The 22,987-nt window shown below is 70.6% G+C and carries 19 protein-coding genes; 13 read left to right on the plus strand and 6 right to left on the minus strand.

What is annotated here, in order from left to right; all coding sequences use genetic code 11:
• Nucleotides 1-55 precede the first annotated feature (55 nt).
• From F4561_RS11510 to F4561_RS11545, 8 genes are all read left to right on the plus strand, one after another.
• Nucleotides 56-1,246, plus strand: coding sequence for an NAD(P)/FAD-dependent oxidoreductase (locus F4561_RS11510; RefSeq protein WP_184577836.1), 1,191 nt, complete (start codon nt 56-58; stop codon nt 1,244-1,246).
• Between the two features lie 10 nt (nt 1,247-1,256).
• Entirely contained in the window at nt 1,257-2,192 is a 936-nt protein-coding gene (locus F4561_RS11515) for a sigma-70 family RNA polymerase sigma factor (RefSeq protein ID WP_184577840.1), read from the plus strand.
• Nucleotides 2,193-2,437: 245 nt separating this feature from the next.
• The gene (locus F4561_RS11520; protein ID WP_184583503.1) at nt 2,438-3,574 is read left to right on the plus strand and encodes a glycosyltransferase family 4 protein; all 1,137 of its coding nucleotides are present in this window, start codon (nt 2,438-2,440) and stop codon (nt 3,572-3,574) included.
• A gap of 109 nt (nt 3,575-3,683) precedes the next feature.
• Complete coding sequence (locus F4561_RS11525; RefSeq protein ID WP_184577842.1) at nt 3,684-4,838, plus strand: acyl-CoA dehydrogenase family protein; 1,155 nt, start codon at nt 3,684-3,686, stop codon at nt 4,836-4,838.
• A gap of 156 nt (nt 4,839-4,994) precedes the next feature.
• Entirely contained in the window at nt 4,995-6,227 is a 1,233-nt protein-coding gene (locus F4561_RS11530) for an ABC transporter ATP-binding protein (protein ID WP_184577845.1), read from the plus strand.
• Entirely contained in the window at nt 6,220-7,518 is a 1,299-nt protein-coding gene (locus tag F4561_RS11535) for an ABC transporter substrate-binding protein (protein WP_184577848.1), read from the plus strand. Before F4561_RS11530 ends, F4561_RS11535 begins: the two co-directional genes overlap by 8 nt.
• Before the next feature lie 18 nt (nt 7,519-7,536).
• Entirely contained in the window at nt 7,537-8,922 is a 1,386-nt protein-coding gene (locus tag F4561_RS11540) for a carbohydrate ABC transporter permease (protein WP_184577851.1), read from the plus strand.
• Nucleotides 8,919-9,812: a carbohydrate ABC transporter permease gene (locus F4561_RS11545; RefSeq protein ID WP_184577854.1), complete on the plus strand. Its 894-nt coding sequence runs from the start codon at nt 8,919-8,921 to the stop codon at nt 9,810-9,812. The genes F4561_RS11540 and F4561_RS11545 overlap by 4 nt, the downstream gene beginning before the upstream one ends.
• A 51-nt stretch (nt 9,813-9,863) precedes the next feature.
• Here F4561_RS11545 and F4561_RS11550 read toward each other — a convergent pair whose 3' ends face one another.
• A complete protein-coding gene (locus F4561_RS11550) occupies nt 9,864-11,087 on the minus strand; it encodes an ABC transporter ATP-binding protein (protein WP_184577857.1) in 1,224 nt (407 codons plus the stop codon).
• A 762-nt stretch (nt 11,088-11,849) separates the two neighbouring features.
• Between F4561_RS11550 and lnt the strand changes: the two genes are divergently transcribed.
• The 3 genes from lnt to F4561_RS11565 all read left to right on the plus strand — a co-directional run bounded on the left by lnt (nt 11,850) and on the right by F4561_RS11565 (nt 15,065).
• Nucleotides 11,850-13,517 carry an apolipoprotein N-acyltransferase gene (gene lnt, locus F4561_RS11555; RefSeq protein ID WP_184577860.1) on the plus strand — a complete coding sequence of 556 codons (1,668 nt, stop codon included), beginning with the start codon at nt 11,850-11,852 and terminating at the stop codon, nt 13,515-13,517.
• Nucleotides 13,518-13,658: 141 nt separating this feature from the next.
• Nucleotides 13,659-14,189: an FxsA family protein gene (locus F4561_RS11560; RefSeq protein WP_184577863.1), complete on the plus strand. Its 531-nt coding sequence runs from the start codon at nt 13,659-13,661 to the stop codon at nt 14,187-14,189.
• A gap of 90 nt (nt 14,190-14,279) precedes the next feature.
• Nucleotides 14,280-15,065, plus strand: a complete 786-nt coding sequence (locus F4561_RS11565; protein WP_184583504.1) for an HAD-IIA family hydrolase — start codon at nt 14,280-14,282, stop codon at nt 15,063-15,065.
• 60 nt (nt 15,066-15,125) lie between these two features.
• Here the strand turns inward: F4561_RS11565 and F4561_RS11570 are convergent, their stop codons facing one another.
• The gene (locus F4561_RS11570; RefSeq protein ID WP_184577868.1) at nt 15,126-15,509 is read right to left on the minus strand and encodes an RNA polymerase-binding protein RbpA; all 384 of its coding nucleotides are present in this window, start codon (nt 15,507-15,509) and stop codon (nt 15,126-15,128) included.
• Between the two features lie 400 nt (nt 15,510-15,909).
• Complete coding sequence (locus F4561_RS11575; protein WP_184577871.1) at nt 15,910-16,314, minus strand: nitroreductase family deazaflavin-dependent oxidoreductase; 405 nt, start codon at nt 16,312-16,314, stop codon at nt 15,910-15,912.
• 204 nt (nt 16,315-16,518) lie between these two features.
• Here F4561_RS11575 and F4561_RS11580 point away from each other — a divergent pair, with 204 nt between their 5' ends.
• The gene (locus F4561_RS11580) at nt 16,519-17,955 is read left to right on the plus strand and encodes a S28 family serine protease (RefSeq protein ID WP_184577873.1); all 1,437 of its coding nucleotides are present in this window, start codon (nt 16,519-16,521) and stop codon (nt 17,953-17,955) included.
• Nucleotides 17,956-17,985: 30 nt separating this feature from the next.
• Here the strand turns inward: F4561_RS11580 and F4561_RS11585 are convergent, their stop codons facing one another.
• Together F4561_RS11585 and F4561_RS11590 are read right to left on the minus strand one after the other, a co-directional pair.
• The gene (locus F4561_RS11585) at nt 17,986-19,386 is read right to left on the minus strand and encodes an MFS transporter (protein WP_184577878.1); all 1,401 of its coding nucleotides are present in this window, start codon (nt 19,384-19,386) and stop codon (nt 17,986-17,988) included.
• On the minus strand, nt 19,383-20,210 hold the full coding sequence (locus F4561_RS11590; protein WP_184577881.1) for a glycerophosphodiester phosphodiesterase family protein: 828 nt from the start codon (nt 20,208-20,210) through the stop codon (nt 19,383-19,385). Before F4561_RS11590 ends, F4561_RS11585 begins: the two co-directional genes overlap by 4 nt.
• Before the next feature lie 172 nt (nt 20,211-20,382).
• On the opposite strand from F4561_RS11590, the gene F4561_RS11595 reads away from it, so the two are divergent.
• Nucleotides 20,383-20,781 carry an Rv3235 family protein gene (locus F4561_RS11595; RefSeq protein ID WP_246437186.1) on the plus strand — a complete coding sequence of 133 codons (399 nt, stop codon included), beginning with the start codon at nt 20,383-20,385 and terminating at the stop codon, nt 20,779-20,781.
• A 188-nt stretch (nt 20,782-20,969) separates the two neighbouring features.
• On the opposite strand, the gene F4561_RS11600 is transcribed toward F4561_RS11595, so the two are convergent.
• A complete protein-coding gene (locus tag F4561_RS11600) occupies nt 20,970-22,967 on the minus strand; it encodes a heavy metal translocating P-type ATPase (protein WP_184577884.1) in 1,998 nt (665 codons plus the stop codon).
• Nucleotides 22,968-22,987: the final 20 nt, after the last annotated feature.

Below are 22,987 nucleotides of genomic sequence, written 5' to 3' on the forward strand. Positions count from 1 at the left end.
AGGGATCTGGGTCCTGTCTCGTTCAAAGGGCACGCGAACAGACAGGAGCAACAACATGCGGCACCGCATCGTCGTCCTCGGGGCCGGATACGCCGGAGCCCCCGCCGCCGGATACCTCGCCCGCCACCTCCACACCGACGACTTCGAGATCACCGTCGTCAACGCCGAGCCCGACTTCGTAGAGCGGATGCGCCTGCACCAGCTCGCCGCCGGCCAGGACCTGCGCCGCTACCAATTGGCGGAGCTGTTCGCGGGCACCGGTATCCGGCTGCGGCTGGCACGCGTCACCGCCGTCAACGCCGAGCAACGGAGGGTCGCCGTGACCGACGGCGAGGGTACCGAGTGGCTCGAATACGACACCCTCCTCTACACGCTCGGCAGCACCGCCGCCGACCACGGCGTTCCGGGCGTGAACGAGCACGCCTTCCACGTCGCCGGCCAACCGGCGGCGCTGCGCCTGCGCCAGCGCCTGGACGAGCTGGGCGAGAACGGAACGGTGCTGGTCGTCGGCGGCAACCTGACCGCGATCGAGACTGCCACCGAGATCGCCGAATCCCGGCCCGGGCTCCAGGTCACCCTGGCCACCAGCGGCGAGCTGGGGGGTTGGCTGGGCCCGAAGGCGCGCAGCCACCTGCTGCGAGCCTTCGACCGGTTCGGCGTCGTGGTCCACGAGCACGCCACCATCGAACGCGTCGAGGCGGCGAAGGCTGTCACCGCTGACGGCACCACCATCGGTTCCGACGCGACCGTGTGGGCGGCCGGCTTCGCCGTCCACCCCATCGCCGCCGCCAGCGGGCTCGATGTCGAAGGCAATGGCCAGATCACGGTCGACCGCACGATGCGGTCGGTCTCCCATCCGGAGGTCTACGCCGCCGGTGACAGCGCCCACGCCATCGGCGGGAACGGCCAGCCACTGCCGATGAGCTGCGCTTCGGCGGGATTCACCCGGATGCAGGCGACGGCCGCGATCATCGGGAACCTGACCGGCCGCGCAGTCTCGAAGACCCCGTTGGCATACCTCGGCAACTGCATCAGCCTCGGAAGCAAGGACGCGATCTTCCAACTGGTCGACGGCGACGCGCGATCGAAGCCCGGTGCCCTGCGCGGCCGTCCAGCCGCGCGTGTCAAGGCGGCCGTGCTCAGAACCGTCGCATGGAGCGTGCGCCATCCGACCTACGGACTGCCGGCTCGCAAGCACCACTCGGCAACCGCGCCAGACCCCTCCACTGAGGGGGTCGTTGCCTAGGGTGGCGCTTATGGACACTGTCGCCGTGCAGCGTTTCGAGGCCAACCGGGACCGGTTGGCCTCGCTCGCGTACCGCCTGCTCGGCTCGGCCGCCGACGCCGAGGACGCGGTGCAGGACGCGTTCCTGCGCTGGCAGGCCGCCGAGCGGGAACACATCGAGGTACCCGAGGCGTGGCTGACCAAGGTCGTCACCAACCTGTCCCTCGACCGGCTCCGTTCGGCGCAGGTGCGGCGCGAACGCGCGGCCGGCGACTGGCTGCCCGAACCGCTCCTGGACGGCGACCCGATGCTGGGCCCGGCCGACACCGTCGAGCAGCGCGAATCGGTGACCCTGGCGGTGCTGATGCTCATGGAACGCCTCTCGCCGGTCGAGCGGGCCGTCTACGTGCTGCGTGAGGCCTTTTCCTACGGCCACGCCGAGATCGCCGAGATCCTCGACATCACCGAGTCCGCGAGCCAGCAGCACGCCCACCGGGCCCGGCGCCATGTCGCCGCGGAGCGCAACGCCAGTGAAGTCGACCGCGCCTCCGCGCACCGGATCGTCGAGGCGTTCGTCGACGCCGCTGCCTCGGGCCGGACCGAGCGGCTGGTGGCGCTGCTGACCGACGACGCGACCGGGGTCGCCGACGGCGCCGGGCTGGCGACAAAGCTGCTGCGGTACTCGACCCCCGAGCGGATCGCCGCCGCCATGCGGGCCGGCTTCAAGGCGACGCCAGCGAAGCGGGAACTGGCCGGCGGTTCCCCTTCGATCTACGCCGGCGTGGTCAACGGTTCTCCCGCCGTGCTCGCCGCGTTCGACGACCAGGTTGTGGGCGCGGTGATCCTGGAGGTCCGCGACGGCAAGATCGCGGCCGTGTGCGGTATGGCAGCCGCGGCCCGGCTCGGCCGCATCACCGAGGAATGGCGGCGGCGCGAGCACGGTGCCCCAATCATCGAATCGTGGTGAACCGAGACACGCGCCGGTGGTCTCGCGCGGTGGTGAGGTGCATCGAGGGTGTCCGTGCGGACGTTCTCGGCGACGAACATGTCCGCACGGTCAGGATCTCTGCGGAGCGCACGGGGTAACCCAAGGCCACCGAATAATACTTTGCGCTTTTGTTCAATCACCTTGTGTGAACCTCTAGTGTGGTGGCATTCGGCGGCGATCCCCATCGGCCGCCGCACGCGAACGACATACGGGAGTTCTTCGCGATGGCGCAGCGCACCATGTTGATCACCAACGACTTCCCGCCGCGGACCGGCGGCACCGAGACGTTCGGCTACGAGCTGGCGCGGCGCATGCCCGCGGCCGGTGCCGGTGACGTGCTGGTCTACACCTCGGCGAGCGCCGGGCAGCGCGAGTTCGACCGGGTGCAGCCGTTCGCGATCGTCCGCGACCCCGCGCGCACGCTGCTTCCCACGCCGCGTGTCGCGCGCAAGTCCGCCGACCTGGTCCGCGAGCACGGCTGCGACCGTGTCGTGATCGGCTCGGCGGCTCCGCTCGGCCTGCTGGCGCGCGGGCTGCGCACCGCCGGGGTGCGGGAGATCGTCGCGCTGACCCACGGCCACGAGGCGTGGTGGTCGCAACTCCCCGGCGTGCGCCGAGTGCTGCGCAGGATCGGCGACGACGTAGACGTGCTGACCTACCTGGGGGAGTACACCCGCGATCTGCTGCAGGACGCGCTGGGGTCCACCGCCCGCCACCGGCTCGTCAAACTGGCCCCGGGGGTCGACACCGATCTCTTCCATCCCGAGCGCGACGGCTCTGCGGTGCGGGAGCGGTACGGTCTGGGCCAGGGGCCGGTGATCCTCTCGGTGTGCCGCCTGGTCCCACGCAAGGGCGTCGACGCGCTGATCCGGGCGATGTCGTGGGTGCGGGTGCGGCACCCGCGGGCGCGGCTGCTGGTGGTGGGGGAGGGGCCCGACGAACGGCGGCTGCGGGACCTGGCGGCCTGGATGGGGGTCGATGCCGAAGTGGTCTTCGCCGGCGCACACCCCAACACGGAGCTGCCGGAGTTCTACGCGGCGGCCGACCTGTTCGCCATGCCGTGCCGTTCGCGCCGTGCCGTCCTGGAGGCCGAGGGACTGGGGATCGTCTTCCTGGAGGCGGCCGCGAGCGGGCTTGCCGTTCTGGCCGGCAATTCCGGGGGCGCACCCGAGGCGGTCCGGCACGGGGAGACCGGCTACGTCGTCGACGGCCGCGATCCGGGCGAGGTGGCCCGGCGCGTCACCCGTGTCCTGGACGCTCCGGAGCACGCGCGGGCCATGGGCCTGCGGGGTCGTGAGTGGGTGCTTGAGGACTGGACTTGGGAGCACGCCACTCGGCGTCTGGCGGGCCTGCGGGGCTGAGGCCCGGCGCCCCCGAGGGCTGCCGTTTCCGCGCGGGCGCCCGCCGATATACTTGGACGACCTAATAAATACCCCGGGGTGTCCGGGGCGTGATGATATGGGGGCCACAATGCCCGTGGAACGCGTGCTTCCCACCCCGGAGGCCGCCGACCTGCTGGAACTGGTTCGGACGATGGTCGACCGGGAGCTCGCCCCCAGGGTGGCCGCCGATGAGGAGCGGGCCGCCTTTCCCCGGGACCTCTTCACCCAACTTGGCCGGGCCGGGCTGCTGGGGCTGCCCTACCCCGCGGCCTTCGGCGGAGGGGACCAGCCCTACGAGGTCTACCTCCAGGTAGTCGAAGAGCTGGCGCGCGGGTGGCTCGCCGTGGGACTCGGCCTCAGCGTGCACACCCTGGCGTGCTTCCCGATCGCCGAGTACGGCGACACCGAGCAGCGCGAGGCGCTGCTCGGCGACCTCATCGGCGGTGAGCTGCTGGGCGCCTACTGCCTCTCCGAGGCCGACTCCGGCTCCGACGCCGCAGCCATGGCCACCGCGGCAACCCCCACCGACGAGGGGTACCTGGTCAACGGCACCAAGGCGTGGACCACCCACGGCGGCGTCGCCGACTTCTACACCCTCTTCGCGCGCACCGGAGGTCCCGGCTCGGGCGCGCGCGGCATCAGTTGCCTGCACGTCCCCGCCTCCACCAGCGGGGTTGCCGCCGCCCCTCCCGAACGGAAGATGGGGATGTCCGCCTCGCCCACGGCGTCGGTGCGCTTCGACGCGGCGCGCGTCGGCAAGGAGGCACTCATCGGCCAGGAGGGACAGGGGTTCAGCATCGCGATGGCCGCGCTCGACTGCGGGCGGCTGGGCATCGCCGCCTGCGCGGTGGGAGTCGCGCAGGCGGCGATGGACCTCGCGGTGGGCTACGCGCGCGAGCGCCGCCAGTTCGGTCGGCCCATCGGCGAGTTCCAGGGCGTGGGATTCCTGCTCGCCGACATGGCCACGCAGGTCGAGGCCGCTCGCGAGCTCTACCTCGCAGCGGCCCGGCGCCGCGACTCCGGGCAGCCGTTCGGCGTGCAGGCCGCCATGGCGAAACTGTTCGCCTCCGACACCGCCATGCGCGCTACGACCGACGCCGTGCAGGTCCTGGGCGGGGCCGGATACACCCGGGACCATCCGGCCGAGCGCCTGATGCGCGAGGCCAAGGTGCTGCAGATCGTCGAGGGGACCAACCAGATCCAGCGGCTGGTTATCGGCCGGTATCTGTCCGGTCACGATTGACGGGGGGCGTTGGTCGCGTGGCGCGCGGTGGTTTCCCGCTCTGGAAACGGATTGGTAACAGGGGAGCGGCCGGCCTTTTTTTGATCAAACATTCGTTGATACGAAATGAGTGGTATCCGCGCCGTGTGGCTTGCGTCACATAACGGGAGGTAGCTCGTGGCGAGCATCCGGTTGGCCGAGGTCAGCAAGATCTACCCCGATCGGACGGCCGCGGTGAGCGACCTCGACCTCGACATCGGCGAAGGGGAGTTCCTGGTCCTCGTCGGTCCGTCCGGGTGCGGCAAGACCACGGCGCTGCGCATGATCGCCGGCCTCGAGGAGGTCAGCTCGGGGAACCTCATCATCGGCGACCGCGTCGTCAACCGGGTGCCGGCGCGCGACCGCGACGTCGCCATGGTGTTCCAGAGCTACGCGCTCTACCCGCACCTCTCGGTGCGCGACAACATCGGGTTCGGGCTGCAGTTGCGCAAGGTCGCCAAATCGGAGATCCGCCAGCGGGTCGAGGAGGCCGCGAGCACCCTGGGCCTCACCGAGCACCTCGACCGCAGGCCCCGGAACCTCTCGGGTGGCCAGCGCCAGCGGGTGGCCATGGGGCGGGCGATCGTGCGCAACCCGCACGCGTTCCTCATGGACGAGCCGTTGTCCAACCTCGACGCCAAGCTACGCGTGCAGATGCGCGCCGAGATCTCGCGGATCCAGCGCGACCTCGGGGTGACAACCGTCTACGTCACCCACGACCAGGTCGAGGCGATGACCCTGGGCGACCGGGTGGCCGTGTTGAAGAAGGGCGTGCTGCAGCAGGCCGCCCCTCCCCAGGAGCTCTACGACCGGCCCGCCAACCTCTTCGTCGCCGGGTTCATCGGTTCCCCGTCGATGAACCTGCTGCAGGCGCGCCTGGAGGCAGACGGGGCCGGCGCGCGCCTGGCGCTCGGTGGGCAGGCGCTCGCGGTCCCCGGCACCCTGCTGGCCGAGCGGCCCCGGCTGCGCGACTACATCGGGCGCGCCATCGCCGTGGGCATCCGGCCCGAGGACATGGAGGACGCTGACCTCGTCGACACTCCCGACGGTGCCGTACTGTCCTCCACCACCGATCTCGTCGAGGCACTCGGCTCCGAGCTGCTGCTGCACTTCCGGCTGGACGCGTCGCCCGTCGTCACCGACGACACCAGAGAGCTGGCACGCGACGCCGGCGCTGACCAGCTCGGCACCGCAAGCCGCGAAAGCGAGATCATCGCGCGCTGCAGCCCTCGCTCCCGGACCAAGATCGGGGATCCCCTGCGGGTGCGCGTCGAGACCGCACGGCTGTACTTCTTCGACCCCGACTCCGGCGCGGGCATCTGGGGTGATCCCTCACCCGCGCACCAGCACAAGGAGGGATCCCATGCGTAGGTACCCGCGGACCGGCCGCGGCGCGGTCGCGCCAGTCGCGGCCATAGCGCTGCTCGCGAGCGCCTGCTCGCCGGGCTCAGGCCCCGGGGGCAGTGGCGAGCTCGACGGTGTGGAGCTCACTGTGGCCGCCAAATGGACCGGTGCGGAGGAGGAGGGGTTCCGGGCCGTTCTCGACGAGTTCGAGGCGCAGACCGGTGCGTCGGTCTCCTACGAGTCCACCGGTGAGGACACCGGAGCCTACCTGGGCCCCAAGATCGAGGCGGGGGAGCCGCCGGACATCGCGGCCCTGCCGCAACCCGGCCTGGTGGACGAGTACGCCGAACGCGGCGAGCTGGTGCCCCTCAGTGGTGCGGCGGCGACCACCCTCGAGGAGGAGTACGCCGACTACTGGCAGGATCTGGGGACCGCCGGCGACGAGACATACGGTGTCCTGGTCAAGGCCGCGCACAAGTCGCTCGTGTGGTACCGGCCCGACGCCTTCGACGAGGCCGGCGTGCAGGAGCCCGCCACCTGGGACGACATGGTCGGCACCACCTCCTCGACGCTGTCCGACGCCGGGATCACCCCCTTCGCCATGTGCGGCGCGTCCGGCTGGACACTCACCGACTGGTTCGAGAACGTCTACCTCTCCGAGAACGGACCCGAGTCCTACGACCAGCTCGCCGCCGGGGAACTCTCCTGGACCGACGACAGCGTCGTACAGAGCCTGGAGACGCTGGCCGACGTCTGGGGCGAGGACGACCTGATGGTGGGCGGCCGGGACGGCGCCGTGCAGACCGACTTCCCGAGCTGCGTCAACCAGGTCTACGGACAGGAGGACGCGGCCATGGTCGTCGAGGCCGACTTCGTCGCGGCCCCCGCGCGCGAGGCCGGGGCCACGGTCGGCGAGAACGCTGTGGCGTTCCCCTTCCCGGCCGTCGGCGAGGACCCGCCGGTCGTGGTCGCCGGCGACATCGCCGTGGCCATGACCGAGAACGAGGGAGTGCCGGAGCTCATGGCCTACCTCTCCTCGGCCGAGGCCCAGGAACTGTGGGCCGAGCAGGGCGGCTACCTCTCGGCCAACTCCGAGGTCCCCACCGGAGCCTACGAGGACGAGTTCACCCAGGGGCTGGCCCAGACCGTCCTCGACGCGGGCGAGGACGTCCGTTACGACCTGTCCGACCAGGTGCCCAGCGCGTTCGGCGCGACCGAGGGCTCGGGCATGTGGGCGATCCTGCAGGACTACCTGCGCGACCCCGGCGATCCCGAAGGTACGGCCGAGGAGCTGGAGCAGGCCGCGTCCGGCTCCTGAGACGAGAGCGGTATCCCGATGGCTGACACCGACGGAGCGCCGTCGCCCACCGGTCCCGCGGCCCCCGAGGAGGGCGCCGCGGGCGCCGCGGAGGCCGCCCCCTCCGGTGGGACGGGCCGACTGGGCCCACCCCCCGGGCTGGCGCTGGTCTTCCTGCTGCCCGCGCTGCTGTTCCTCGGCGCGTTCCTGGTTTATCCGATCCTGTTCTCGATGTACCGCAGCCTCTGGGACGCCGCGGGGACCGAGTTCGTCTGGCTCGACAACTACCGGCGGATGTTCACCTCGCCGGCGACCTTCGTGGCGCTGCGCAACAACGTCATCTGGATCGCCGTCGCGCCGGTCGTGGTGACAATGGCAGGGCTGATCTTCGCGGTGCTCACCGAGCGGATCCGGTGGGCCACAGCCTTCAAGATCGTGGTCTTCATGCCCATGGCGGTCTCCTTCCTCGCCTCGGGCGTGATCTTTCGGCTCGTCTACGAGCAGGACCCCGAGCGAGGCCTGGCCAACGCGATGATCACCACCGTGCAGGACACGATCAGCCCGGCCGCGGCCTACCCCGGCGCCGACCCCCGCCCGGAAGCGCCGCTGGAGGAGACGTCCGGGGGCGGCTACGAGGTCACCGGCGAGGCCGAACCCGGCGAGACGCTCCAGATCCCGCTGGTGGGGGTGCGGTCCGACGAGCTTCCCGAGGGCACCGAGAACGCCGCTGAGGGGGGATCCGCCGGCCAGAACCAGATCAGCGGTACCGTCTGGCTCGACTTCACCAGGGGCGGCGGTGGCGAGGAGGGCGCCATCGACCCCGAGGAGCCGGGCCTTCCCGCCATGGAGGTGCAGGCGGTACGCGACGGTGAGGTCGTCGCTACGGCACACACCGAGGCCGACGGCACGTTCACGCTGGCGGACCTGGCCGACGAGCCGCACGTGGTGCGCCTGGCGGCGGACAACTTCACCGAGCCCTACCAGGGGGTCACCTGGCTGGGCCCCACACTGATCACGCCCGCCATCATGGGGGCCTACCTGTGGGTGTGGGCGGGGTTCGCGATGGTGCTCATCGCGGCGGGACTCTCGGCCATCCCGCGCGAGTCGCTGGAGGCGGCGCGCGTCGACGGCGCCACCGAATGGCAGGTGTTCCGCCGGGTCACGGTGCCACTGCTGTCACCGGTGCTGCTGGTCGTCGTTGTGACCCTGATGATCTACGTACTGAAGATCTTCGACCTCGTGCTGGTCATCGCCCCCGGTTCGGTGCAGGCCGACGCCAACGTCCTGGCCCTGCAGATGTGGCGGGTCTCGTTCGGCGGCGGCAACGACCAGGGCATGGGGAGCGCACTGGCGGTGTTCCTCCTCGTGCTTGTCGTGCCGGCGATGATCTTCCAGATCCGACGGTTCCGGCGGGAGAACGCATGACGACACCGCACCACGAGGACGGGGACGGCGCGGAGCCGCGCGCGACCGCGCCGAAGCGGATCATCGGCCTGCTCAGCTCGGGGCTCGTTCAGGCGTTTCTGGTCTGCGTGGCCCTGTTCTGGCTGATGCCGACCCTCGGGCTGTTCATCACCAGCCTGCGCTCGCCCCAGGACAACGCCGCATCGGGCTGGTGGGCGGTGCTCCAGGAGCCGGCCCAGCTCAGCCTGGAGAACTACGCCAGCCTGCTGGACAACGCCTCCTTTGCCGCGTCCTTCTTCAACACCATCCTGATCACGGTGCCCGCGACAGTGATCATCGTGGTCGTCGCGTCGCTGGCGGCCTACGCGTTCGCCTGGTTGGAGTTTCCCGGGCGCGACTGGCTGTTCCTGCTCGTCGTCGGCCTGCTGGTGGTACCGCTGCAGGTGGCGCTGATCCCGATCGCGCAGATCTACGGCGGCCTGGGGATCTACGGGTCGATTCTCGGCGTGGTCCTCTTCCACGTCGGGTTCGGCCTGCCGTTCGCGATCTTCCTGCTCCGGAACTTCTTCGCCGCGATCCCGCGCGACCTGTTGGAGGCCGCGCGGATGGACGGCGGCCGGGAGTTCACCATCTTCCGGCGGGTGATCCTGCCCTTGGGTGGACCGGCGATCGCCTCGCTGACTATCTTCCAGTTCCTGTGGGTGTGGAACGACCTGCTGGTCGCGCTGGTCTTCGCCGACGCCCAGTCGGCGCCCATGACCGTGGCGCTGCAGTCGGAGATGCGGCAGTTCGGGGCCAACCTGGACGTCATCTCGGCCGGGGCGTTCCTGTCCATGGTGGTGCCCCTGCTGGTGTTCTTCGCGTTCCAGCGCTACTTCGTCCAGGGGGTCATGGCCGGAGCCGTCAAGTAGCCCGGCCCGGACGCCCCTGGGTTGGGCGTCCGGGCCGGGATGGCGCGCGGGTCAGCCGGGACCTTCGGAACGCCCGATGGCTTGGCCGCTCTCCTTGTCGAAGTAGTGCAACTGGCTGGTGTCGATGGCCAGCCGCAGCGACGCCCCGGGACGCACGTTGCTGCGCGGGTTGACCCGCGCGGTGAAGACGGACCGGTCGCCGGCCAGCGGCATCGCGGCCGCTTCCATCTCCTCGCCGTCGCCCGAGGCGTCGGCCGCCAGCGCCGCCGCCTCCTCGTGCTGCACCGGTGGGGCGTCGATACTGAAGATCACGTTGATCTCGGTTCCCAGTTCCTCGGTGACGTTGGCGGTGACCTCCATGGTGGCGTCGCCGTTCGGAGCGTGCGCGGCGTCGTCGAAGTCGGAGGGGCGGATGCCGAGGATGAGCTCCCGGCCGAGGTAGTCGCGAAGCCGGGGACGCTGCGCGAGCACGGCGGCCGGTACCGGAATCGTGTGGTCGGCGAACTTCAGCAGTGCGCCCTGGCCGTCCTGCTGCAGCTCGGCACCGACGAAGTTCATGGCGGGGGATCCGATGAACCCCGCGACGAACAGGTTGACCGGGTTGTCGAAGAGGTTCTTGGGCGTGTCGACCTGCTGCAGCCGGCCATCGCGCAGCACCGCGACCCGGTCGCCCAGGGTCATCGCCTCGATCTGGTCGTGGGTCACGTAGACGGTTGTGACGCCGAGCCGCTCGTGCAACTGGTTGAGCGAGGCGCGCATCTGAACGCGCAGTTTCGCGTCGAGGTTGGACAGCGGCTCGTCCATCAGGAACGCCTGGGGCTCGCGGACGATGGCCCGTCCCATGGCCACGCGCTGGCGCTGGCCACCGGAGAGCGCGGCCGGCTTGCGCTTGAGGTAGGACTCCAGGCCGAGCATGGCCGCGGCCTCGCCGACCCGGCGCTGGATCTCGGACTTGGAGATCTTGCGCAGTTTGAGGCCGAAGGCGAGGTTCTGCTCCACGGTCATGTGCGGGTAGAGCGCGTAGTTCTGGAAGACCATGGCGATGTCGCGGTCCTTGGGCGGGCGGTCGTTGACCACCTGTTCACCAATGATCAGATCACCGCCGGTGATCTCCTCCAGGCCCGCGATCATGCGCAGTGCGGTCGACTTCCCGCACCCGGACGGGCCGACGAGAACCATGAACTCGCCGTCGTCGATCTCCAGGCTGAGGTCGTCGACTGCCTTCACATCGCCGGCGTACACCTTGTCGACGCCGTCGAGAACGATCTTCGCCATAGCCAACAGCTCCCGTGGAACGCTCCCCCGGAACGAGCGGAGGGGTGATCAGTTTCTTTCGAAGTACGCCGTCTATCTGACCGCAAACTTGCCGTAATGTCCACAGTTTCGTTCAGTTCGATCGAAGATCGTCCAATATTTGAGATGGACGGCAGGGGGGGAGGGTGGGCGGGCGTCGACGCCCGCCCCCTCGGTCCGCCCGCTGCTACTCCGTAAAGTGGACTGGCATCGAATTCGCGGGTGCGTTAGCCTGGCCGCCGGTTATCCGATTCGTTCGTCCTCCGGACTCCGCCACCCAGCGATGGACATCGCAGGAGGTTCTCGACACGTGCGGCGGGGGTGCGACGGGGAGCGGGCGGTCTGGGTAATCTACTGACCAGTCCAGCACTGGACGGGCCGGTCGAACGGCCGGTTCCTCGCGCACCGGACGCCGTACCACGCACCAGGTGCGTGCGGAGGTGCGCGAAGAACCGGGGCTCCGTGGCCGGGCGGGGGGTTGGACCCGGAAAAGGCTCGAACATCCAGTAGACAACGGTCTCCGCGCTCGCCGCCGACGGGACGGATCCGGTCCGAAGGGTGATTCGGGCCTTTTTCCGTGTCCCCCCTTACCTCCCCACCCCCAGCCGAGGGGACTGGTCTCACCCGTCCCGGTGGTACGCCGTAACCTCGGAGGGACCAGAGGCGCCCCGCGCACGCGGGACGTTCCGGCTCCAGGCCGATCGGCGCCCGTTCGGCCCATTCGAGGTGGAAAGCGAGCCACGTGTGGTTGCTGAAGAGGTCCAGGGGGAGACGGTCGAGGCCAGTGCGGTAACGGGCCGTTCCAGCACCGCGGCCTCCACGCGGTGGTGGAACGGGTCCGGAGCCCTGTGGCGGGCGCTCGCCGCACTGGGCTCCGGGCTGGCCCAGCTCGCCGCGCTTCCGCCCTACGGCCTGTGGTGGCTGGCGCCACTCAGCGCGACCCTGCTGGCCCTGGCCGTCCTGGGAACCCGGCCGCGCCGGGCCGCCTGGCTGGGTGCCGCCTCCGGCGCCGCCCTGATGGTCCCGCTCGTGCAGTGGCAGGACGTGTTCGGGGTGGATGTCTGGTTGCTGGTCGCCGCCGCCGAGACCGTGTACTACATCCCCATGGCCATCGCCCTGGCCCTGGTACTGCGCCTGCCCGGCTGGCCGGTGTGGACGGCCGCGGTGTGGGTGCTGCAGGAGGCGGTCCGCAGCCGGTTCCCCTTCGACGGGTTCCCGTGGGGCAAGCTCGCGTTCAGCCAGCCCGGCGGGCCCTTCGTCGGATACGCCGCACTGGGCTCCACGGCCCTGGTCACGTTCGCGGTCGCGCTCGTGGGGGCGCTGCTGCTGTGGGTGGCACTGCGGCTCCTGCCCCTGCTCCGCGAGCGCGCTGGCCACGGACCACCGCTGGGTGGCGGCGGCCGCGGCGCGCGGGGCATCCGCTTCGCGGCGCTCTCCGGCGCGGGTGCGCTCTGCGGTGTGGTGGCGATCGCCGTCGCCGGAGCCGCGGCGCCGGCGATCGCGGCACCCGAGGAGGAGAAAACCGTCACCGTTGCCCTGGTGCAGGGCAATGTCCCGCGTGTGGGCGAGATGGACATCGCTGGCACGCGCACCCAGGTACTGCGGAACCACGTCGACGGCGTGCACCGCGTGGCCGACCAGGTCCGCGCGGGTGAGGTCGAGCAGCCCGACATGGTGATCCTGCCCGAGAACGCCAGCGATATCGACGCTTACACAGACTCCGAGGCCGCCGCCATGATCAGCGAAGCGGCCGATGATGCCGGTGCGCCCCTGCTTTTCGGTATCAGCCGGTTCAACGACGACGGCGTCACCCGCGAGGTCCGCAGTGTCGTCTGGGAGCCGGGGGCAGGCGAGCCCGGCGAGCACTACAGCAAGCGCTTCCTCGTCCCGTTCGGCGAGTACATCCCCTACCGCGACTTCTTCACGCGCTTCGTCTCCCGACTGGACCAGGTTCCCACCGACGCCGTGCCCGGCACCGAAGCCGGCGACGTCACCATCGGCGGCACCACGCTGGCCACGGCCATCTGTTTCGATGTCGCCTTCGACCGCCCGGTGCGGGAAGCGGTCGCCGAAGGGGGCCAGATCCTTGCGGTCCCGACCAACAACGCCAACTACAACTTCACCGGGCAGACGGACCAGCAGTTGGCGATCACCCAGCTCCGCAGCGTCGAGCACGGACGCCCCGCCGTGGTCGCCGCCACCAGCGGGGTCAGCGCGGTCGTCGGCGCCGACGGGAACGTGTCCTATCGCTCCCCGGAGGGCGAACCCGCCGAGCACGTGGCCGACGTGCCCGCGATGACCGGGCAGACCATCGCCACCCGTCTCGGCGCCCTGCCCGAGGCCGCGCTGTGCGCCATCGCCGCGGGTGCGGTGGCCGCGGCGGTTGTCGCGGCGCGCCGTGCGCGGCCGTAGCGGCGCCCAGCGCGCCGTCCCGCCAGGGGAGCCAGAAGGGGCGCTTCGTTGGGAGCGGCGTTTCGGGAACGAACACGGCGCCTGACGCGTTCTACGTCTAGGGCCCCTGGTGGGACGCGGAAAGATGCGAGGATGGTGCCCATGCCGCTGTTGATCGTGCTGGCGCTGATGGCGCTGCCCTTCGCCGAGATCTGGCTGATGATCCTCGCGGGGCAGCAGATCGGCGTCGCCTGGACTATCGCCGCGCTGTTCCTGCTGAGCGCGTCCGGCATGTTCGCGCTGCGCGGAGCGGGGACCAAGGCGTTCCGCGAGGCCGACGAGGCCATGCGCACCGGCGTGCCCCCGCAGAGCGGCCTGCTCGACACCCTCATGGTCATGGTCGGCGGCATCCTGCTGCTCATTCCGGGCTTCCTCACCGGCGCCCTGGGTGCGGTGCTCGCGCTGCCGTTCACCCGGCCCGCGCTGCGGTGGGCCTTCGTCGCCTGGGCGGAACGCAGAGTCCGCCGGATGGCCACCACCGCCGACGGCCCGGCCGTCACCCTGCGCGGACCCGGCTTCCCGGGACAGGGGCAGGGGTCCCCCGGGCAGAGGGAGAACAGTACCGGAACCCCCGGCGGCGGCCGTGTCGTGCCGGGTCGCGTAGTCCACGACGAGGACGAGTCCAGCGGCTGAGGATGCGCCCATGGGATGGTCCTGTGCGCGAGTAGCCGGCGAGCGGGGACAATCGAGGGCGTGACCAACGAACACCGATGGAATTACCTCATGGACATGGACGGGGTGCTCGTTCGCGAGGAGCACCTCGTTCCGGGCGCCGACAGCCTGATCGCGGAGCTGTCCGCGAACGGCATCTCTTTTATGGTGTTGACGAACAACTCCATTTACACCCCCCGCGACCTGCGCGCACGGCTGCTCCGCATGGGCCTGGACATTCCCGAGGACGCCATCTGGACCTCGGCGCTTGCCACCGCGCAGTTCCTGCAGACCCAGCGGCCGGACGGCTCGGCCTACGTGGTGGGCGAATCGGGCCTGACCACGGCGCTGCACGGTATCGGCTACGTGCAGACCGACCGCGATCCCGACTACGTGGTCCTGGGCGAGACCCGCACCTACAGCTTCGAGGCGATCACCCGCGCCATACGGCTTGTTGAGGGCGGGGCGCGGTTCATCGCCACCAACCCCGACGAGAAAGGCCCCAGTCGCGAGGGGTCGCTCCCCGCGACCGGTGCCGTGGCGGCCCTGATCGAGAAAGCCACCGGCCGCGCGCCCTACTACATAGGCAAGCCGAACCCGCTGATGATGCGCTCCGCTCTGCGCAGGCTCGGAGCGCACTCCGAGAACACGCTGATGATCGGCGACCGCATGGACACCGACGTGCGCTCCGGCCTGGAGTCGGGGTTGCAGACACTCCTCGTGCTGTCCGGGATCTCGGATCGCCAGACCGCCGACCTGTTCCCGTACCGGCCGACCAAGGTGCTTGGCTCGGTCGCCGACCTCTTGGGCGCCACGGGTGACCCGTTCGGCGCCAGGCACGGCGACAGCGAGGGCTGAGCCCAGCCATAGACATGGGTGGGGGCGGCGGCCGCGGCCGCCGCCCCCACCCAACACGACTCAGGCGCTCTGGCGCTCCTGCGCCGAAGCCCCCATGTGCTCCTGCTCTTCCCTGCGGCGTGCCCGCAGCAGTTCCAGACGCTCGGCCAGGACCTCCTCGAGGTCCTCCATGCTGCGACGCTCCAGAAGCATGTCCCAGTGCGTGCGCGCTGGTTTCGCCTTCTTCTCGTGCGGCACCTCGCCGTCGACCATGAGGGCGTTGTCACCGCAGTACCGACACTCCCAGTTGGTCGGAATATCGGCCTCGGTCGCGAAGGTGACCGTGAAGCGATGACCACCGGGGCAGTCGTAGGTGACCTCCTGGCGCGGTGCCAGGTCGGTGTTTCTGTCGTTCTCGTAGCTGGTCGCCCCGAGCCGTGTTCCGCGAAGTGCTCGCTCGGCCATCGTGTACGTGCCTCCAGGCGCTCTTGCGGTCTCGTGGGTTTAACGCGTCGGTCCGTCTGAAGATTCCCCGGACCCCAGGTGTCCAACCGTGCAACAATGTGCGGTTCACCGTTGTCCGACCCGTGGCGCGATGTGGATCACCGTACACGCGCACGGTCCACTGCGCTCGTAGGTACGAAAACACTGGCACGGCCTGAGCTGTTCCGGAGGAGTCCGCGGGGGACGGACCGGGATGCTCCTCATGTTCCGCCGAACTTGCACAACCGACCCATCACGGAAACATGAGGCACATAGCGTCAGTGTCCCGATCTCAGCGAGGAGCCGACCATGAGCCACGCTGGACACCACGCCGACGCTGATGACCGGTCCCCCCAGTGTCCCATGCGGGCCGGCGAGCTGATCAGGCGCGCGGCTCCAGGATGACCACCGGGATGGGCCGGTCGGTCTTGACCTGGTATTCGTCGTACTGCGGCCACACCTCGGCCATGTACGGCCACAGGCGGGCCTTCTCCTCCTCGCTGGCGTCGCGGGCGCGCGCGTTCAGCCGGTCGCCCTTGACCTGCAGCGTGACGTCGGGGGCGGCGCGCAGGTTCGCGTACCAGGACGGGTGCTCGTCAGCGCCGCCGTTGGACGCCACGACCACATAGGAATCACCGTCCTTGCGGTAGATGAGGGGGGTACTGCGCTGCTTGCCGGAGCGCCGCCCCGTCGCCGTGAGGATCAGCACGGTGGTTCCCTGCCACTCGTGCCCCTCCTCGCCGTCGGTCTCCAGATACCGCTGTACGTGCTCCTGTCCGAACAGCATGCCGCTCCTTCGCTCGTTACCGCGCCCCGGGCCCTCGACCGGCCGCGATCGGGAACACGCCGCCGTGGCGCGGCCGCAGCCGACCACCAGGGGGACCGAGTACGCGGTGGTGCCAGCAACTTCCTGCCGGTCCGCGATTCCGTTTTCCCGCCCACGCTACGGGCATGTACCAGATGGTTCGCACCGATCGCAGCAGGAGGCGGGATGCTCCTCCCGGGTACGCATGCGCCCGAGTCGTGTCGTTCTGGAATCGTTCTGTTCCTCACTGTAACAACACTGGTTCTGGGGAAGAGTCCCATTTGGGCCGAGCAGCGCTCTGCCGAGGACGAGAGCGAAATCGTTGACCGGCTCAGCGAGGTCCCCGGGCTCACCGTTGTGGCGGAGAACGACGCGCCCGAGGGCTTCCGGCACTTCGTCCTGGAGTACGAACAACCCGCCGATCACGCGGCTCCCGGCGAACAGGTCTTCAGCCAGCGGCTGGCCCTGCTGCACCGCGGGCTCGACCGGCCGACCGTGCTGCACACCACCGGATACGACGTGGTCACCGAGCCCTTCCGGTCGGAGCCCGCGCGGCTGGTCGACGGCAACCAGGTCTCCACCGAGCAGCGGTTCTTCGGCTCGTCGCGCCCCGATCCCGCCGACTGGAGCGACCTCGACATCCGCCAGGCGGCCACCGACCACCACCGCCTCATCCGGGCACTAGGCGATATCTACGAGGAGGAGTGGATCTCCACCGGCGCCTCCAAAGGCGGTATGACCTCGGTGTACCACCGGCGCTTCTACCCTGGCGACCTCGACGGCACCGTCGCCTACGTCGCGCCGAACGACGCCGACAACCAGGAGGACAGCGCCTACCTGGAGTTCTTCGGCAATGTGGGCACCGACCCGCGGTGCCGGCAGGACCTCGCCGCACTCCAGCGGGAGTCCTTGGAGCGCCGCGGCGACCTCGTCGCGCGCTACGAGGAACGTGCCGCCGAGCAGGGCTGGACGTTCGGCGGGAGCCTCCCGAGCGCCGACGCCGCCTTCGAGCTCATCGTGCTCGACACCCCGTGGCACTTCTGGCAGTTCCAGACCCAGGAGCGCTGCGCCGACATCCCGGACGGCGACTCCTCCACCACCGAGATCGCCGAGTTCCTGGGCGACGTCTACGGCTGGTACCGCACCCACGACGAGGCGATCGAGCCCTACGTTCCGTACTACTACCAGGCCGCCAGCCAGCTCGGGTACCCGAGCGTGCCCACCGACCACATCGACGACCTGCTGGAGTACCCGGGCCTGTTCCGGGCGGCCAGCTACCTGCCCGAGGGAGTCGGCACCCCGGAGTTCGACGCCGAGGCGATGTCCGACATCGACCAGTGGGTGCGCACGCGCGGCGAGCGCCTGCTGTTCGTCGACGGCGAGTTCGACCCGTGGGGCGCCGAGTCGTTCCGCGTGCAACGGGGCGGTGAGCGCGACTCCGCCCGGTTCGTCGCGCCCCGGGCCAACCACGGCGCCGACATCGAGCAGTTGGCCCCGCAGGACCGGGCCGCCGCCACCGCGATGGTGCGCCGCTGGGCCGGGCTCAAGGGCGTTCCCGGCGCACCGCCCGGCCACGTCCCGGAGCTCGACAACCCGGGTGAGCTCGCGCGCGACGCCCCGTAGGGCGCGACCACCCCGGTACGCAGACCCGGTTCAGATCCGGGTCGGCAGCTCGTTGCCGGCCCCTTGGATGGCGGAGCGCAGGTTCGCCTTCCACAGCAGGATCCCGCCAAGGATGAAGAACGCGATCAGGGAGAAGATCGCGACCCGGTATCCGCCGGTCAGGTTGACCGCGATGGTCACGGCCAGCGAGCCGAGGAACGTCGAGCCGCGTTCGCTGATCTGGTAGATCCCGAAGTACTCCGCCTCGCGGCCATGCGGGATCATCTGCGAGAACATGGAACGCGCCAGCGCCTGGGTGCCGCCCAGGACCACCCCGATGCCCAGCCCGAGCGCGACGAACAGCACCGGCGCACCCGCCGGAAGCAGGAAGCCCAGCGTCACCAGGGCGGACCAGACGACCAGGGTGCCCAGAACCGTGCGCTTAGCACCGAACTGGCGCGCGATCCGGCCGAAGGCGAGCGCGCCGCCGAACGCCACGAACTGGATCGCCAGGATGGTGCCCATCAGCACGGGATAGCCCAGTCCAAGATCCTGCAGGGCGAACGGCGACGCGTAGCGGATGGCGGCCTGGATCCCGTCGTTGAAGAGGATGAAGGCCAGCAGAAAAAGGATGACGTGCGGGTTCGAGCGCATCTCGCCGAGCGTGTGTCCGAGCTGGCGTAGCGACGTGGCGGGGTTGGGTCGTCCTGGCCGTGCCGCCGCGAGCGCGCCGATCCGGTTGCGCAGCGGCCGCAGCGCCAGGACCGTGAAGCCGACCCACCAGAATCCCGTGGAGACGATCGCGATGCGCACCGCCGTGCCCTCGGTGACCCCGACACTGTCGTGGGCGACGATCAGCGCCAGGTGCACCACGAGGAGCAACGCACCACCCAGGTAGCCCACAGCCCACCCCGTGGTGGAGACCCGGTCGCGCTCGTCCGCGGTGGCGACCTCGGGCAGGAAGGCGTGGTAGACGACCAGGGACGCGCCGTAGGCGACGTTGGCTATCAGGAACAGCGCGCCCACGGCCAGGTAGCTGTCTCCGGCGAGGTAGATGGCGGAGGTGGCGGCCGACCCGACCGCGGCGGTCCAGAACAGCCAGGCCTTCTTGTGCCGGGACTGGTCGACCATCGCGCCCATGAGGGGCAGCAGCAGGATCTGCAGCAGGATCGCCACCGTGGTGACGGCCGGGTAGAACGAGTTGGCGTGCAGCTCCAGGCCCAGCGGATGGACGTAGTAGGCGCCGCCGGTGCAGGCGTCGGTGTCGGGCGCACCGGCCTGGGCGCAGGCGAGCTCGCTAAGGTAGGGGCCGATCGCCACGGTGACCACCGAGGTCATGAACACCGAGTTGGCCCAGTCGTAGACGTACCACCCGCGCTGCTCGCGCCGCCGCTGATGGGGATCAGCCGACGGAGCGTTGCCCGCGGTGGGGTCCGTGGGGGCTTGGCTCATTCGCGCGGCCACCTGTTCTGGTCGTCGATAGGACCGGAATTGTCCCACTCACCGCGTTCGGTCAGCAGCCGCCGCAGCGCGACGGTGTTGTCGGTGACGATGCCGTCGACGCCGGCGTCGAGCAGCCGCGCCATGACCGCCGGACGGTTGATGGTCCATACGTGCACCTGCATCCCGAACTTGTGCGCCGTGGCGATGAAGTCCCGGCTGAGCACCGGGAACCCGCGCGTGCGCAGGGGAATCTGGGCGCAGCTCACGCCCGCGCGGACCAGCCACCGCAGCACCGGGGTCAACGAGGCGAACCGCAGCCGGGCCGCGTCGACCGGTCCGCAGGAGGTCGCGACCGGGCGGTCGAAGGCGGCGCGAGCATGGTCCAGCCGCCGCTGGCTGAACGAGCCCACGCAGACCCGGTTCCACGCCCGGGTGCGGCGCAGCACCTCGACCAGCGGCTCGACGGCGTTGTCGGCCTTGATGTCGATGTTGAACCGGGTGTCGGGCCACGCCCCCAACAGGTCCTCCAGCACCGGGATGGGCTCGCTACCGCCCACCCGTGCCCGGGCCACCTCGGAGTAGTCGAGCTCGGCGATCCGTCCGCCGCGGTCGGTGGTGCGGTCGAGTGTCTCGTCGTGGAAGGCCAGGAGCACGCCGTCGCGGGTCGCGTGCACGTCGGTCTCCAGATAGCGGTATCCGAGGCTTATGGCGTGCTCGAACGCGGGCGCGGTGTTTTCCAGTTCGGTGCGGACCCGCCCCGAGCCGTCGATCAGCCAGCCACCTCGGTGCGCAAGAGCGACCGGAACGGGGGAGTCCAGGTACTCACCAGTCACGTGAGCAGTATGCCCAAATGTCGGGCGTCTCCGCGCAGTGGGGAGGGGGCGGCTCCGTCCGCCGAAAAAAATCCGGTCCGCGGGTGGCAATCAGGTGCCGCTGCCGACTCTGTTATGGGTGACGGGTCCGGTCGGCCCGTCACCAGTTATCCCGGCTGGAAGGGATTCTTCGATGACCTGCAATATCCCAGAGCCCGCCCGCCCCCTGCCCACGCGCCGCCGCGCCGCGCCGTGCCCCTCCCGGATCCGCAACACCCGGACCGACCGCCAGTTGTGCCGCTTCACCCAGCTTATCGCCGAGGTACTGGCCGGCCAGCGCAGCCCTGTCCAGATGCGGTCACTGCTCTCGTACGGGGCCTACACCCTGCTGGTGCGCCGCAGCGGGATCTACGCCTGCGCCCGTAGTCCCCGGGTGCGCCGGGCCTACCTGCACAGCGAGGATCCGGAGGTGGCCGAGGTGAACGCTGTCGTCGACTACGGGAGCCGCTACCGGGCACTCGCCCTGCGCGTGGCGTTCGCCCAGCACGCCTGGCTGTGCACGCACCTGGAGACCGACGTCGGGCGCGGCTGAGCGTTCGGCCCGCGGTAGCGCCCCATAGGGAAAGTCGCGGCAATGGGGCGTAGCGAGTTCAGCGAGCGAGCCAGCTTGCCGCCGAGCGCACGGTGCACCATCGTTCAGCGGCGAGCTGTGGCACCCCTCGCTTCGCTCGGAGGTGCCCCATTGCCGCAACCTGAGGCGGTCCCGCGGGCCGGGCCGGCTTACGAACCCGCCGCGCGCCGCCACTCGGAGCTCCGCAGCAGCCGCAGGCCGTTCAGTGCGACCAGGATGGTCGACCCCTCGTGCCCGGCCACACCGAGAGGCAGCGGCAGCGTCCCCGTGATGTCCCAGGCCACCAGGGTCACGATGAAGGTGCCGGCGATGGCCAGGTTCGCGATCACCAGCCGCCGGGCGCGCCGGGCCAGGGCGAGCACCGCCGGGATGGCGTTGAGGTCGTCGCGGACCACCACGACGTCCGCCGCCTGCACGGTGACGCCCGCTCCCGCCGCGCCCATGGCGATACCGGTGTGCGCGGTGGCCATGGCCGGGGCGTCGTTGATGCCGTCCCCCACAAGGGCGACCCGTTGGCCGTGCTCCTCCAGGGCGGCGACGGCATCGGCCTTGCCTTCGGGGAGCAGCCCGGCCCGCACGTCACTGATGCCCGTCTCGGCGGCGACCCGGCCCGCGGCCCGCGGCTGGTCCCCGGTGAGCAGCAGCGGCGCGGTGGCCGTCAGCTCCGCGCAACGGCGGACGGCCGCGGCGGCGGTGGCGCGGACCGTGTCCTCGACCTGGAGGACCGCGATCGGAGCGCCGTTGTCGAGCACGGTCACCGCGGTGTGCCCGTGTGACTGGACCCCGTCGATGACCCTCCGCGCCTCCTCCAGGCGCGCCGGCTGGGCTCCGCCGGGCAGCAGCCGGTCGAGGTCGCCCACCTGGACGCTGCGCCCGTCCACCGTGGCCACCACCCCGCGTCCGGGCATGGCCGTGAAGCCGGGTGCCACCGCGGCTTCGGGCGGCAGGTCGAGGCCGGCATCGCGAGCGGCGGCCACGATGGCGGCGCCCACCGGGTGCTCGCTGCCCAGCTCGGCGGTCGCCGCGAGGCGCAGGATGTCCGACTCGGTGTGGTCGAGGCCGCTCAGCGTGTGGACGCGGGTGACCGAGGGCCGGCCCTCGGTCAGGGTGCCGGTCTTGTCCAGCGCGACGACGGAGGTGTCGGCGAGACGCTCCAGTACCACGGCACTCTTCACCAGCACCCCGTGCCGGCCGGCGTTGGAGATGGCGGCCAGCATCGGGGGCATGGTGGCCAGCACCACAGCGCACGGTGAGGCGACGATCATCAGCGTCATGGCGCGCAGCAACGCCGACTCCAGCTCGGCGCCCAGCAGCAGGGGAACGCCGAACATCGCCAGCGTCGCGACCACCACGCCCACCGAGTAGTGCTGCTCGAAGCGCTCGATGAACAGCTGCGTCCGCGCCCGGGTGGCCGAAGCGTGGCGCACCATCTCGGCGATGCGGGCCACAACGGACTCGCGCGCCGGCCGCTGGACGCGCAGCCGCAGGCTCCCCGACCCGTTCACGGTCCCGGCGAAAACCTCGTCACCGGGACGCTTGGCGGCGGGGAGCGGTTCGCCGGTGATGGTGGCCTGGTCGATCTCGCTCTCGCCGGCCTCGACGACCGCGTCGCCGCAGATCCGCTCGCCCGGCCGCACGAGCAACCGGTCGCCCACGACGAGCTCGGCCGCGTCGACCGTCTCCTCGGTGCCGTCGGCGGCGAGACGTACCCCGCGCTCGGGGGCGAGATCGAGTAGACCCTGCACGGAGTCCTGGGTGCGTTGGGTGGCGAACGCCTCCAGCGCACCGGACGTGGCGAAGATGACGATGAGCAGCGCGCCGTCGAAGATCTGCCCGATCGCCGCGGCCCCGATGGCGGCCACGACCATGAGCAGGTCCACGTCGAGCCGGGGCTCGCGCAGCGCGCGCAGCCCGGACAGGGCGGACTCCCATCCGCCGCACGCGTAGCAGGCCAGGTACAGGACCCAGTACAGCCACTCGGGCGCGCCGGCGAGGTGGGCGAAACCCCCGGCGGCGAACAGCACGAGAGCGGCCGCGGCCCAGCGTGCCTCGGTGAGGGCGAACAGGGGAGTGCGGCGGGGCGGCGCCGTGGCGCGCGGGCCGTCCCCCGCGGGCCGCGCGGCCGTGGGGGCGGGAGCGGATTGCATGGTCGGGCTCCTGGCTGGGG

It is taken from the genome of Lipingzhangella halophila (assembly GCF_014203805.1).
Taxonomy (GTDB): Bacteria; Actinomycetota; Actinomycetes; order Streptosporangiales; family Streptosporangiaceae; genus Lipingzhangella; species Lipingzhangella halophila.

Bases quoted from the DNA above. Each gene is read 5' to 3' on its own strand.
- F4561_RS11550 (WP_184577857.1), bottom strand. From the start codon at position 11,087: ATGGCGAAGATCGTTCTCGACGGCGTCGACAAGGTGTACGCCGGCGAT.
- F4561_RS11525 (WP_184577842.1), top strand. From the start codon at position 3,684: ATGCCCGTGGAACGCGTGCTTCCCACCCCGGAGGCCGCCGACCTGCTG.
- F4561_RS11600 (WP_184577884.1), bottom strand. From the start codon at position 22,967: ATGCAATCCGCTCCCGCCCCCACGGCCGCGCGGCCCGCGGGGGACGGC.
- F4561_RS11585 (WP_184577878.1), bottom strand. From the start codon at position 19,386: ATGAGCCAAGCCCCCACGGACCCCACCGCGGGCAACGCTCCGTCGGCT.
- F4561_RS11520 (WP_184583503.1), top strand. From the start codon at position 2,438: ATGGCGCAGCGCACCATGTTGATCACCAACGACTTCCCGCCGCGGACC.
- F4561_RS11535 (WP_184577848.1), top strand. From the start codon at position 6,220: ATGCGTAGGTACCCGCGGACCGGCCGCGGCGCGGTCGCGCCAGTCGCG.
- F4561_RS11575 (WP_184577871.1), bottom strand. From the start codon at position 16,314: ATGCTGTTCGGACAGGAGCACGTACAGCGGTATCTGGAGACCGACGGC.
- F4561_RS11570 (WP_184577868.1), bottom strand. From the start codon at position 15,509: ATGGCCGAGCGAGCACTTCGCGGAACACGGCTCGGGGCGACCAGCTAC.
- F4561_RS11540 (WP_184577851.1), top strand. From the start codon at position 7,537: ATGGCTGACACCGACGGAGCGCCGTCGCCCACCGGTCCCGCGGCCCCC.
- F4561_RS11565 (WP_184583504.1), top strand. From the start codon at position 14,280: ATGGACATGGACGGGGTGCTCGTTCGCGAGGAGCACCTCGTTCCGGGC.
- F4561_RS11545 (WP_184577854.1), top strand. From the start codon at position 8,919: ATGACGACACCGCACCACGAGGACGGGGACGGCGCGGAGCCGCGCGCG.
- F4561_RS11510 (WP_184577836.1), top strand. From the start codon at position 56: ATGCGGCACCGCATCGTCGTCCTCGGGGCCGGATACGCCGGAGCCCCC.
- F4561_RS11580 (WP_184577873.1), top strand. From the start codon at position 16,519: ATGCTCCTCCCGGGTACGCATGCGCCCGAGTCGTGTCGTTCTGGAATC.
- F4561_RS11595 (WP_246437186.1), top strand. From the start codon at position 20,383: ATGACCTGCAATATCCCAGAGCCCGCCCGCCCCCTGCCCACGCGCCGC.
- F4561_RS11515 (WP_184577840.1), top strand. From the start codon at position 1,257: ATGGACACTGTCGCCGTGCAGCGTTTCGAGGCCAACCGGGACCGGTTG.
- F4561_RS11560 (WP_184577863.1), top strand. From the start codon at position 13,659: ATGCCGCTGTTGATCGTGCTGGCGCTGATGGCGCTGCCCTTCGCCGAG.